The following is a 12,800-nucleotide window of genomic DNA, read 5'->3' as shown; positions in this document are numbered from 1 at the left end:
TCACACGACGGACCCCGGGCCGTCGGCGCCCGCCGCCCGCGCGCGCCGGCGGTCCCGTCGTATCAGGACGCCGGTGGCGCCCGCGACGACCAGCAGGGCCGCGGCGGGCGGGACCAGGAACGCGGTGAGCACCGCCGTCAGGCTCATGGGCTCCGTCACGACTCCTTCCGGTGGGTGATCGCCGCCTCGATCGCGGTCAGCCGGTCGGCCAGCAGGGCGAGGGCGGCCGTGGCGCGGGTGAGCGGGTCCTGGGCCGGGCCGCCCAGGGCGCGGGCGCGGACGTGGGCGGCCTTCAGCTCGGTCCAGCGCGCGGCCCGGGCGGGGGTGAGGGTGCCGCGCAGTTCGGCCAGTTTCAGCAGGTTGGCCTCGGCCCCGGTGGTGAGGGTCCGGGCCTCGGCGGTGAAGTGGTCGTCCAGCACCGCGGCCAGCTCCGCCCCGTTCATGACGGGCCGGACCCGCTGCACGATCTTGTTCAGGGTGCGGTACGAGCCCTGGAGGCGGAACGGCGGCTCGGTGCGGGTGTCCTCGGACTGGGCGGCGGAGGCGATGTAGGCGGCGTTGACCGCGAGGACCGTCTCGCGCGCGGTGAGCAGATGGCGCAGCACCGACACGATCCGGTCCAGCTCGGCGGGGTCGTAGGGGTGGGTGAGGCGGTCCGCGCGGGCCGCCGGGTCGCCGGCCGCCAGCCGCGCCAGCAGGTCCAGGTCGCCCCGGTCGCGGCCGGCCAGCGGGGCGAGCACCGGGTGGGAGGTGAGCGCGTTCTCCAGGAAGCTGGACGCGAAGGCGTCCTCCTTGCCGGACAGCACGTCACCGAGGTTCCACACGTCGGCGCGGTTGGCGAGCATGTCGGGGACGCGGAAGCGGTCGCCGGACTCGGTGTAGGGGTTGCCGGTCATGCACACCGCGAACCGCTTGCCGCGCAGGTCGTAGGTGCGCGGCTCGCCGCCCCGCACCCCGTCCACCCGGCGGGTGGCGTCGCACAGCGGGATGAACTTCTGCAGCAGTTCGGGCGAGGTGTGCTGGATGTCGTCGAGGTGCAGCAGGGTGTTGTTGCCCGCCGCCAGCGCGAAGTTGATCTTCTCGACCTCCTGGCGGGCGGTGGCGTCCGGGGCCTCGGCCGGGTCGAGCGAGGTCACGCCGTGCCCGAGGGCCGGGCCGCTGACCCGGACCATCATCAGGCCGAGCCGGTCGGCGACGTACTCCATCAGCGTCGTCTTGCCGTAGCCGGGCGGCGAGACGAGCAGCAGCAGGCCGCCGGTGTCGGTGCGCCTGGTCTCGCCCGCCGTGCCGAGCTGGCGGGCGAGGCTGTCGCCGACCAGCGGCAGGTACACCTCGTCGATCAGCCGGTTGCGGACGAAGGACGCCAGGGAGCGCGGCCGGTGCTCGTCCAGCCGCAGCCGGGCCCGCTCGGCGGCCACCAGCGCGGTGCGCCGCCGCTGGTGGGCGCGGAAGGCCGGTACGTCGTGCTCGGCGAAGCGGCGGGTGCGGGCCAGGAACTCGTCGATCCGCAGCGTCAGGGTGCGTCCCGTGACGCGGGGGTGGGCGCCGAGCAGGCCCTCGGCGACGGCCACCGGTGAGACGTCGGACTCGTGGCGGACGAGGTCCGGGCACAGTTCGGCGGCGACCGCCTCGGCCAGGTCCCCGGCGGTGACGGCGGCGCCGGTCGAGTCGGCGTACGCCGTCAGCCACGCGGTGGCGAGCTGGTGCTGGGCGGCGAGGCCGCCGAGCGCGGCCAGGTCGTCGTCGTAGGCCGAACCGCCCACCGTACGGCGGAACTTGTCGAGCAGGGTGCGGGTGCCGGCGCTGATGACGAAGCCCTCGGGGCCGCCGGTCAGCTCCTCGAAGAGGTAGGCCGCGGCGGCCCGGCCGTCGTCGCGGTGCGCGGGGCCGGCGGCGGGGGCCGGCCACGCCGTGACCGCCGCCGCGAGTTCGGCCTCCAGTTCGGTGACCGCGCCGGCCGCCGCCGGGCCGAAGGTGTCGCGGGCGCGGGCCAGGGACACGGCCCGGCGGGTCCAGGCCGCGCGGTCCTCGGGGGCGGCGCCGTGCGCCCAGAAGAGCTGGGCGGCGGCCCGGGCGGCCGGCTCGTGCCGCATCACCCCGGCCCGTTCGTGCAGCGGCAGCAGGGCGGTGAGGAGCACGGTGGCGTCGTGGTCGTGGACGCCGCGCTCGTAGCCCTCGTCGTACGCCTCCTGCGCGGCCCGGCGGACCAGGGCGGCGAGGTCGTCGGCGGCGGCGAGGGCGGCCGGGCCGTGCTCGCGCAGCAGCCGGGCGGCCAGGTGCTCGGCGCGGTAGACCTCCTCGGACTCCGAGGGCAGCCGCCGGTCCCACCAGCGGCGGGCGCCCACGATGTCCGGGTCGGTGACCGGGGCGCGGTAGTCGGTGCCGGTCAGGGCGAAGGCGAGGCCGTCGCCGTCCGGGACCAGGGTGAGGTCCAGGGGCTGGGTGGTGACGGCGAAGCGGTGGGCGCCCAGGCGGATGGTCCGGCCGCCGTCGGCGTACAGGTCGGTGCGGTCGCGCAGCGCGCGGGACGCCTCCTGGCGGGCCGCCTTGAGCCGGCCGTCCAGTTCCTCCGCGCGGACCGGGTCACCGAGTCCGCGCAGCTCCTCGGCGGTGCGGCGGACCTTGGCGACCATCGGGTCGGAGGCGAAGTAGGTGCTGACCGCGTCGGCGTCGGCGAGGCCGGCCGCGCGCCGGGCGACCGTCTCCAGGATGCGGACGGCGGCCGCCGCGAGCTGCTCGGCGCGGCGGGCGCGGGCGTCCAGGAGGGACTGCCTGCGGGCGGAGAAGGCGTCGTGGACCTCGGCGCGCCGGGCGGCCAGCTCCCCGAGGAAGTCCTCGGACTCCGCGAACCGCGACTCCAGGTTCTCCAGCCGCACCAGCGCGCCCGACAGCTGCTCGTCGCACGCCTCGGGGCTGTCCGCGGCGGCCAGCGCGCCGGTGACGGCCTGGCCGAGCAGCGCGAACTCGGCGGCGAACTCGGCGCGGCCCTCCCGCTCGCCCAGTTCGCGGCGGCGGGCGTCCAGCAGGGCGCGGGCCCGGTTGACGCCGCCGAGCACCCCGGCGACGCGCTCCAGGACGGCGGTGCGCACGGTGGCGTCCGCGATGTCGAGCCCGGCGACGACCTCGGTGACCGTGCGCAGGGTGCCGGCCAGCTCGTCGAGCCGGTCCGCGACCGGTGCCGCCGCGGCCGCCGCCTCGATCGCCCCGGCGTCCTCGGCGAGCCGCTCGACCTCCCCGAGGTGCTCGGCGAAGGCGTCCTCGCGGGCCAGCGCGGCAACGGCCCGCTTGCCGAACGCGGCCAGGTCGCCGTCCGCCTCGGCGGCGAGTCCGTCGATGCGGGCGGTGTCGGCGTACCGCATCTCCTTCAGGGCCAGCAGATGGCCCTGGGCGGTGCGCAGTTCGGTCAGGCCGGTCACCCAGGCGGCGGCCCCGCGCGGTGCCTCGCCGCGCAGCCGGCGCACCACGGCGGCGAGCCGGCCGGCGGCCTCCTCCAGCGCCTCGGCCGCCCGCCGGGTCAGGCGCTGTACGGTACGGAACTCGCCGAGCACCTGCTCGGCGGTCTCCCGTACCGCCTCCAGCGGGCCGCGCAGGTTCCCGAGGCCGGGCTCGCCCAGCCAGTGGTGGGTGTCGGCGGCGCGTACGCAGGCCGCGGCCAGCGCCTCGTACACCTCTGTGGTCGGGGTGGTCTCCGCGACCGCGCGGCTGAGGGACAGGCAGTCGGAGATGCCGCGCACGAGGTCGGCGTTGCCGACCCGGGCGAGCGGGCCGGTGCCGGTCGCGGCGGCGGCGTGGGTGTCGGAGACGTAGGGGGAGGTCCACTGCTGGATCGGGTGCACGCGGGCCGGTGCGTCGGCCGTGGCCGCCGCCTCCGCGCGCAGCGCGAGCAGCCCGCCGTCCTCGAACAGCGCCCAGCCGTGGCAGGCCAGCGGGGTGGCGACCTCCTCGCGGATGGTGTTGTACGACAGCAGCAGGCCGCGTCCCCGGTCACGGTCGTGGAAGGCGTACAGCACGTCCTCGCCGTAGGGCGAGCGCACCTCGCGTTCGAACTCCAGGCCGGTGGTGTCGATCTCGTACGTCTTGTGCGTGCCGGTGGCCAGGCAGTAGCCGCCGGGGAAGATGACGCCCTGGTCCTCGGGCAGGCGGCGGCACGCCTGCCCGATGCCGTCGAGGCGGACGACCGTGCGGGTGAGGGTGTTGAAGACGAGGTGGCGGTGGGCGTCCTCCTTGTAGGGGCGCACCCGCAGCAGGATCAGCGCGCCCACCCGGGCGTACGCGATGTCGGCGTCGGCGAGCGCCTGGAGCGGTTCGTCGACCGGTTCGCCGTGGATGCCCTCGCCGGTCTCGGTGTCGTCCTCGGTCTTGACGGTGAGGGCGCCGCCGACGGTCGACACGTGGATCTCGCCGCCGACGGACACGTGCGGGTGGCGGCCCAGGCGGTGGTCCTCGCGGGTGGTCCGCGTCCAGGTGAAGTCGTGGGCGGGCGGCAGCACATGGTCGCGTTCGCCGCGCGCGTCGAGGAAGGCGGCCCGCCCGTCGCCGGTCAGGTTCCAGCGCAGCACCCGGATGTCGTCAGCCTTCTCGCCGGTGCGGAAGACGGCGAGGAGCCGGCCCTCGGCGCGGTGCAGGCGCAGCAGCCGGGCCTGCCGGTAGTAGCGGTGCAGGGCCGCGAACTCGCGGACGAACGCCGGGTCGTCGAGCAGGCCGGGCACGGCGTCCTCGGGCAGCCGGTCCAGGCCGCGGTCGTACAGGGCGAGGACGTCACCGACCCGGGGTTCGGGGCGGGTGCCGTCGTCCGGTCCGGTGTGGGCCGCGTCGCAGCCGAACAGCAGCCGGTCGCCGACGGCGACGACGTCCCGGGGCACGCCGGGGTGCTCGGTGCGCAGCCGGCCGGTGCCGGTGAGGTCGAGCCGGGTGGCGCCGAACTCCTCGGCGCGGCGGGCGTTGAGCTGTTCGGCGCCGCGGGCCAGTTCGGCGGCCCGGGCGGTGAGCCGGTCGCGCAGCACCTCGTACGTGCCGCTGTCCACGGCGTCGTACGAACCCGTCTCCTGGGCGGTGGCCATGGACGTGCGTCCCTTCGAAGGCTGCGGGGGTTCGGGGCTTGGGGAAGTGGGGGCCGGGAGCCGCCGCCCCCCGAGCGGCGGCTCCCGGCCCCCGTGGGCCTCGGCCGTGGGCGTCAGACCCGGGCGGTGCCGTTGAGGGCCGTGCCGTTGAGGGGGCCGGTGCCGCCGTCGAGGGCGGTGACCGGGAGGTCGGCCAGGCCCAGTTCGCCCGCGCGGTCCAGGAGTTGCTGGAACTGCCCGGCCTGCGTGCCGCCGCCCGTGTGCATCAGCTTCATCAGCAGCGCGGAGACGGTCAGGTTCCGCACATCGGCCGTGGAGACCGAGCCGAGGACGCGGCCCAGGTCGTCGGCGAGGCCGGCGGAACCGTCCAGGTAGGGCTTGGCCAGTGCCTGCGCGGTGTGCGAGTGCTCGACGAACCCGTCGACGCCCTTGCCCAGCGAGACGGCGTTGACCAGCCGGTCGAAGAAGACGGAGTCGCCGCCGACGATGTCGATGTCGGCGTGCTCCAGGCCGGTGGCGAGCACCGTGGCCTGCGCCTCGGCGACCTGGCGCTGCACGTCGAGCCCGGCCAGCCGGATCTCCTTCTCCGCCTGGAGCCGCAGCCGGTACTCCTCGTGGCCGCGGGATGCCTCGTCCAGGGCGGCCATCGCGGCCGCCTTCTCGCTCAGGCCCGCCGCCTCCGCCTTCAGCTTCTCGCCGATCGCGGTGGCCTCGGCGATCGCCTTGGCCTGGGCGCCCTCCGCCTCGGCGCGCAGCCGGGCCTCGGTGCCCTGGGCCTCCGCGCGCAGCCGGGCCTGGGTGGCCTCGGCCTCGGCGCGGCCGGTCTTCTCGATGACCTCGGCCTCCTTGTCGCGGACCTGCACGGCGGCCAGCCCCGCGGCGGCGGCCTCCGCCTGGATGCCCTCGGCCGTCCGCAGCTTGGCGCGGGCCTCCAGGTCGGCGGACTTGAGCCGGGCCTCGGCGAGGGTGACCTCCTCGGCGGCGCGGTGCGTGGCGGCCTGCTCGGCGGCCTCGGCGGCCTTGATGTCCTTGACCAGCTTCTCCTGAGCCTCCGCCTCGGCGGCGATGATCACGGCCTGCCGCTCGCGCTCCGCCTCCTCCACGGCGCGCAGCTTCTTGATGGACTCCTCCTGCTCGGCGACCGTGCGGTCCACCGCGACCCGCTCGCGCACCACCTCGGCGATCTCCCGCTTCTCCGCCTCGACCTCCTTGTCGGCGGAGATCCGCGTCAGCTGGGTCTCCCGCTCGCGGGCGATGACCTCCAGCATGCGGTCCTTCTCGATGCGCTCGTTCTCCACGGCGATGACCCGCTCGCGGTTCTTCGCGGCGACGGCGATCTCCCGGGCCTGGTTCTCCCGCTGCACGCCGAGCTGCTCCTCGGTGCGCAGGAAGGCGCCCTGCGCGCGCAGCCGCTCCTCCTCCACCACGCGGGCGGTCTCGGCCTCCTCGCGGGCGCGGGAGGTCTCGATCTCCCGCTTCTGCTTGATCTCGGCGTCGGCCTGGCGGCGCTCCAGCTCCAGGATGGCCTCGCGCGCGTCGACGTTCTGCCGGGTGATCTCCTTCTCCTCGGTGCGCTGCGCCTCGTTGGTGCGCACGTGCTCGACGGCCGTCAGCTCGGTGATCTTCCGGATGCCCTGGGCGTCGAGGACGTTGGCCGGGTCGAGCTGGGTCAGCGGCGTCTGCTCCAGGTAGTCGATCGCCGCGTCCTCCAGGTGGTACCCGCTGAGGTCGACGCCGATCAACTCGATGATCTGGTACCGCAGTTCTTCCCGCTTGGTGTACAGGTCCGTGAAGTCCATCTGCTTGCCGACGGTCTTCAGCGCCTCGGAGAACTTCGCGTGGAACAGCTCCTGCAGCGTGGCCTGGTCGCTGGCGCGGGCGGTGCCGACGGCCTGGGCGACCTTGATGACGTCCGCGGCGGTCTTGTTGACCTTCACGAAGAACGAGATGCGGATGTCGGCGCGGATGTTGTCCCGGCAGATGAGCCCGTCCCGGCCGGAACGGGTGATCTCTATCGCCTTCACCGAGATGTCCATCACCTCGGCCTTGTGCAGCACCGGCAGCACGACCTGCCCGGTGAAGGACACGTCGACCCGGCGGGTCCGGGAGACGATCAGCGCCCGGCCCTGGTCCACCTTGCGGTACAGCCGGGAGAAGGCGAGCAGCGCGATCAGCACGAGGATCAGGCAGGCTGCGGCGAACACGCCGATGACGAGCATGGCAAACGTCCCTTGCGATGAGGAATTCGAGCCGGGCGGGCGGTGCGGGCCGCCCTCGGCACTGACGCGGTCGCGGCGGGGACCGGGCCGCGGGATGCGCCTCGCCGGGCGGCACCGGCGCCTGGCATCCGCCGCCCGGCGCGGAACCGTTCCCGCGCCGGAACGTCCCGCGGCGGGCGCCAGGTGTCGGGCGCCGGCCGTTCCGGCCGGACATCCCACGCACCGGCGGCCGTCGGCCGCGGACGGGAATCCCCCTCTCCCCCGTACCGCCCCCGATGCCGGTGACCGGCAAGAACCCACCGGCCCCCGGTCCCGGAGGCATCCCCCGTAGTGCTCCCCCGCACCACATGCTGCCGGGTAACACGCACACGGCGCATTGCCGGTTCCCGGCAGAGTTCGACGGCCCCTCCATGCCGGGGAGAGACCCGGAACCGGCCGTCCGGGAGCCGTCAGGGGTTCCGTTTCAGCGAAAGCATTCTTCACTCAGTGTGTTCATGTGGGCACTGATCGTGCGGTACGGTCGCCTCGACAACCCGGTCTTCGAGGTGCCTCGCCAGGCATACGAAGACGGCCCCCGCGACGGCTGCAACCGTCCGCGAGGGCCTGAACCACCAGTGGAATCGGACTTCCCACCGTGATGTACCGGCACCATATCGCGCCCCCGCGCGCCTTCACCCAGTTCGCGCACGACCTCATCCGGCATCCTCGGCTGTCCTCCGACGCCGTACGGCTGCTGACCTGGCAGCTCTCGCTTCCGCAGGGGGCGCGCGAGTCGTTGTCGCGCTCCGCCGAACGGGCCCGTATCGGGGCGACCGCCTTTTCCCGGGCCAAGGCGCAGCTCAAGGCCGAGGGTTACGTGCACGAGCGGCGGGTGCAGGGGCCCGGCGGGCTGTGGGTGACGCGGCAGCTCGTCTCCAACGTGCCGTTGAACGCCGCCGAGGCGGCCAAGCTGCTGGCGCGGACGCCCATGACACCCGTGACGCCCGTGACGCCCGTGACGTCCGTGACGTCCGTGGGGGCCACGAGCGCGGCGGACGCCGTGCAGGCCGTCCGCGCGTCCCCGCGAACCGGGCGTACGGCACCCCCGCCCACCTGCGCGGACCTCGAATCACCGCAGCTCGCACCGAGTCCCGCGGTTCCGGCCGTCGGTGCGCCGAGTCCTCGGTCCACCGGCGGTCAACCAGGAAAAGACCCCGGAGGAAACACCTCCCACCATCCGGCGGCCGGACCGGCCCGCGCCCTCGTCGCCGCGCTCCCCGGCCTCGCCCGCGAACTGCGCGACATCCCTCGGGGCATGTACGGCGAACTGGCGCAGCTCACCGACCGCTGGCTCGCCGCCGGGCACACCCCCGCCGCGATCCGCACCCACATCCTGCGCGGGCTCCCCGACGACGGCACCCCCGTCCGGCGCCCGGGCGGCCTGCTGCGCCACCTGCTGCGGGAGGTACCGCCGCCACCCCCCGCGCGGCGGCCGGAGCCCCCGCCCGCGCCCGGCGCGGCCCCCCGCCTGTCGGCCCGGCTGGCCGGGACGCGCGAGTGCGAGGGCGACCACGTACAGCCGTGCCTGTTCCGGCCGGCCGGTGCGGAGAGGCTCTGTCCGAGCTGCGCCTCCCGGGGTGACTCCTGTGGTGACTACCGTGGTGACTCCTGTGGTGAGACGAACATCGCCCGTCCCCGAGCAACGCACGGGCCCGGATTACGGTCCCTACGGTTGGACCCAGAGTGAGGTGGGCAACTGCGTCGAGGAGCCGAGTGGTGGTGCACAGGTACGGAGGACTGGAAGGGCCGGCCGGGGGGGCGGTGTGACGCCGGGCGGGTGGCGCGGGGCGCGATACGGGCGTGCGGTGGCGGTCCGGGTGGCGCTGTTCGTCGTGCGCACCCTGCGCACCGAGTTCCATCACATGGTCACGGACCCGGTGCGCCGGCTGACGCGCCGGGGCCTGTCCGGGCTGGTGCTCGCCTTCGTCGCCGCCTTCGGCGTGATCTTCTTCCACGCGATCGCCCAGCACCCGGCGGGCGAGACGGCGGTGCGGATCACCGGCGGCGTCCAGGCCGACCTGCCGCTGTGGCTGGCCCTGCTGCGCACCCCCGTCTCGCTCTACGTCCCCGCCCTGGACCTGCCGGTGTGGGCGGGCATCACCCAGCTCTTCCTGGCGTTCGCGCTGGCCGAACTGGCCCTGGGCCGGCTCCGCACCCTGTTCATCTCCTACGTCACCACCCTGGCCGGCACCCTCACCGTGCGGGTGATGATCGCCGCGGGGCCGGGCTGGTGCGGCTTCGGGCTGCCGCCGGAGATCGGGCACGTCCTCGACACCGGCCCGTCGGCGGCCGTGGTCGGCCTGTTCACCTACCTCTCCCTGGTCCGGCGCGCCCCCGTCGTCTTCTTCCTCACCGGCGGCTCGATGGTCGCCGAGTCGATCGTCAAGCCCAACCTGGCCGGGCGCGAGCACCTGATCGCGGTCGCCGCGGCCGTCGTGCTCGCCGTCGTCCACGAACGCGCCTGGCGCCGCCTCCGGCTGCCCCGCCGGCCTCCCCGCCGCCCCCGCCCGCCCCGGCCGCCCGGGCGGCGGAGCCGGCCAGGTCCGGTCGCCGCGCCCCCTGTCGTACGGCCCGTGGTTGCCTATCCTGAAGCCACGCTCCGGCGCGCCGAACCCGCGCCGGCGATTCCGTGCGACCGCGTGCCGGGCGGCCGTGCGCAGGAGTGAACGGCAGGGGGAAGGACGGGGGAACGATGAACTGGATCTGGTGGGTGCTCATCCTGTTCTGGACCGGCGGCTTCGCATGGCTGGCGGACACCGCCAGGACCGCGCTGCGCAACCGGCACCAGCGCCGGATGGAGCTGATGGAGGCGCAAAAGGCGGACCGCCTCGCCGTGGAGGCCGCGCACCGGCCGCCGGAGCCGGTCTGCGGGTGCACGCACCACCTCGCCAAGCACGACCGCAGCGGCCACTGCCACGAGCGCGTGGAGGTGCCGACCGCCTGGGACGAGAACAAGCAGCCGGTGCGCTACGAGCCGGGGCGGTGCAACTGCCAGCAGTACGTCGGCCCGCAGCCGCTGTCTCAGGTGTACGCCGAGGAGCTGACCGACCTGGCCTGAGAAGAGCCGACCGACCTGGCCTGATGCGGTCCGTCCGGCGCGCGCCGCTGGCGCGGCAGGCGCGGGACGGCCCCGGCCGGGGCGCCGCGCCGGCCGCGGGGCGTGCGCTGCGGCCAGAACAGGACGTACAGCGCGGAACCGGCCGCGAAGGCCAGTCTCAGCAGGCCCTGCACGGAGTCCGAGGGGACCAGCAGGGCGCTGCCGTACAGCGAGATCAGCGCTATCCAGCTCACCCACGGCACCAGCCGCCGCTGCCCGATGGAGTCCCACACCAGGGTGCCGAGCAGCACCGAGGCGTTGTAGTACGTGTACACGCTCGGGTCGAGGACGATCCGGGCGTCGGCGGCCAGCAGCAGCACGGCCGGCCAGCGGCCGCGGCGTACCGCCAGCGCGCCCAGGGCGATGCCCAGGGTCATCTGCGCGGGCCGGTCCCACCACGGGGTCGCCGGATCGCTCACGCCGAACCAGCGCAGCGCGGAGGCCGCCTGGTTGGGGATGGTGAAGCGGGCGGCGGCGAAGGTCTCCAGGTGGGTGAGGTAGAACGGCAGCCAGGCCGCGGCCACCAGGCCCACCAGCCAGCCGCCCGCGCGCAGCCAGGCGGGCCGGGGCAGCGCGAGCAGCAGCGGCAGGAAGCCCACCGCCCACGGCTTGGAGTCCACGGCCAGTGCCAGCAGCACCCCGACGGCGGTGGCGTTGCCGCGCACCAGGGCCCGTACGGCCAGGGTGGTGAAGAACAGCGCCAGCACGTCGTCGAGGTGCGCGAACCGTACGGAGACCTCCACCCACATGGGGATGAAGGCGGCCCCGGCGATCAGCACCCGCTGCTGGAGGCGCTTGTGGTTCAGGCCGGTGCCGAGGTTGTGCTCGGCGGCGGTCCGGCCGATGAGGACCAGCATGTACAGGCCCAGGCCGGACATGAACGCCTCGGCGAGGTTCTCGCCCAGCGCGGGCGGGAACGGCTCGAACAGCGCGGCGACCAGGAAACTGACCGGGCCGATCTGGAGTTCGGGGTGGTTGGCGTACAGCGCGAGACCGCCGCCGGGCACCTGGGTGAACAGGAGTTCCTCACCGGACTTCAGATAGTGCCAGGACACGGCCCCGTGACGTTCGGCCACGCAGAACCACAGGACCGTCCACACCGTCAGCAGCGCGGTGTGCCATCGCACCGCGTAGGGGCCGATCCGCAGGCCGTCCCCGGCCGCGGTCGCCGTCGTCTCGCCGTTGCGCACGTTCCGTCCTTCCACCACGGGCAATCCACCACGGGCCGAACAGTCAGATGAGGATCGGCCGGGTGCGGTTCAGCCTCACCGCCGGGGTCCGGCCGGCGCACACGCGGTCCGGGCGGCCCGCCGAATCCGTGCAGGAGCATCACACAGGCCGCACACAGTGGGGTAACGCCCTTGTCAGCGTGGCCGACCGCCCGGCAGGCCGACCCAGGAAGATCCGCATGGACTACTGCTCCACGTGCCGACGACACCTCAACGGCACTCTGGTGTGTCCCGGCTGCGGTGCGTACGCGCCGGACATAGCCCCGGACACCACCGCGTCCGCCACGACGCCCTTCGCACCGGGTCCGGCGGCGGCCCGCGTCCCGCTGTCCGCCGGGCACGGCACACCGCCGTACGCCGATGCCGCGGAGGCGCCCGCCGGTCTCGCGGAGGCGCCCGCCGGTCTCGCGGAGGCGCCCGCCGGGCTCGCGGAGGGCGGCTTCGAGTCGCCGCGGCCCGGGCGGCGCGGCGGCGGAAGGTGGCGCGGTGGAAGAAGACCCAGCGCCGGGCCCTGGTGGCGACCGCCGTGGCGCTCGTCGGCGGCGGCCTGACCGTCGCCTCGACGGACCGGCACACCGCCGACCGGGCGCAGGCCGCCCCCGCGCCGCGGGACCCGGCCCCGGACAGCGCGGGCAGCCGCCCGGCCGGGGACGGCGACGGCCCGGCGGGGACCGCGGCCGCCGGGACCCGGCACACCTCACCCGGCTCTCCGGCCGCGCCCGGCCCGGCCGGTGCCGGCCACCGGAGGTCCGCCACGGCCAGCACGGCCACCGCGCCGCACGACACGTACGGCACGCGGGGCGCGTACGGCACGTACAGCACGTACAGCACGCAGGACGTCACGATGTCGCAGAGCGTGCAGCCGTACTCCCCCGCCGAGAACGGGACGGGCACGGGGAACGGGGCGGCGCGGCCGTCCGGCGGGCATCCGTCGTCCGCGCCGCCCCGGCAGCCGCAGCAGCCGGGCACGTCCACCGGCGCCCCGGCCACGACGGCCGGGCACCACCCCACCGGGGCCACCGGCCCGTCCGGTACGTCCGGCTCCTCCGGCACGGACCCCGGTTCTTCCCCGGCCTCCGGCCCCGCCGCCCCGCCGCCCTCCTCGCCGCAGCTCTGCCTGCTCGTGATCTGCCTGGGCTGACCGACCGGCCGGCCG

Annotated in this window: 8 protein-coding genes; 4 read left to right on the top strand and 4 right to left on the bottom strand. The window is 75.1% G+C overall.

Features of this window, described 5'->3' with window-relative positions:
- The 3 genes from ABZ858_RS33430 to ABZ858_RS33420 form a co-directional block, all read right to left on the bottom strand.
- Complete coding sequence (locus tag ABZ858_RS33430; RefSeq protein WP_361387386.1) at window positions 1-159, bottom strand: hypothetical protein; 159 nt, start codon at window positions 157-159, stop codon at window positions 1-3.
- Window positions 156-5,060, bottom strand: a complete 4,905-nt coding sequence (locus tag ABZ858_RS33425) for a DNA repair ATPase (RefSeq protein WP_361387382.1) — start codon at window positions 5,058-5,060, stop codon at window positions 156-158. The genes ABZ858_RS33430 and ABZ858_RS33425 overlap by 4 nt, the downstream gene beginning before the upstream one ends.
- A 113-nt stretch (window positions 5,061-5,173) precedes the next feature.
- Entirely contained in the window at window positions 5,174-7,279 is a 2,106-nt protein-coding gene (locus tag ABZ858_RS33420; RefSeq protein WP_361387379.1) for a flotillin family protein, read from the bottom strand.
- A 637-nt stretch (window positions 7,280-7,916) separates the two neighbouring features.
- Between ABZ858_RS33420 and ABZ858_RS33415 the strand changes: the two genes are divergently transcribed.
- From ABZ858_RS33415 to ABZ858_RS33405, 3 genes are all read left to right on the top strand, one after another.
- Window positions 7,917-9,005, top strand: a complete 1,089-nt coding sequence (locus ABZ858_RS33415; RefSeq protein WP_361387376.1) for a hypothetical protein — start codon at window positions 7,917-7,919, stop codon at window positions 9,003-9,005.
- Window positions 9,006-9,180: 175 nt separating this feature from the next.
- A complete protein-coding gene (locus tag ABZ858_RS33410) occupies window positions 9,181-9,984 on the top strand; it encodes a hypothetical protein (protein ID WP_361387462.1) in 804 nt (267 codons plus the stop codon).
- A gap of 26 nt (window positions 9,985-10,010) precedes the next feature.
- Entirely contained in the window at window positions 10,011-10,376 is a 366-nt protein-coding gene (locus tag ABZ858_RS33405; protein ID WP_361387373.1) for a hypothetical protein, read from the top strand.
- Here the strand turns inward: ABZ858_RS33405 and ABZ858_RS33400 are convergent.
- The gene (locus tag ABZ858_RS33400; protein ID WP_361387459.1) at window positions 10,340-11,563 is read right to left on the bottom strand and encodes a hypothetical protein; all 1,224 of its coding nucleotides are present in this window, start codon (window positions 11,561-11,563) and stop codon (window positions 10,340-10,342) included. The genes ABZ858_RS33405 and ABZ858_RS33400 overlap by 37 nt on opposite strands.
- A gap of 559 nt (window positions 11,564-12,122) precedes the next feature.
- Here ABZ858_RS33400 and ABZ858_RS33395 point away from each other — a divergent pair.
- A complete protein-coding gene (locus ABZ858_RS33395) occupies window positions 12,123-12,785 on the top strand; it encodes a hypothetical protein (RefSeq protein WP_361387370.1) in 663 nt (220 codons plus the stop codon).
- Window positions 12,786-12,800: the final 15 nt, after the last annotated feature.

Origin of the sequence: Streptomyces sp. NPDC047017, assembly GCF_040644175.1 — a bacterium.
Lineage (GTDB): Bacteria > Actinomycetota > Actinomycetes > Streptomycetales > Streptomycetaceae > Streptomyces.
This window is presented reverse-complemented; position numbering and strand designations above follow the sequence as displayed.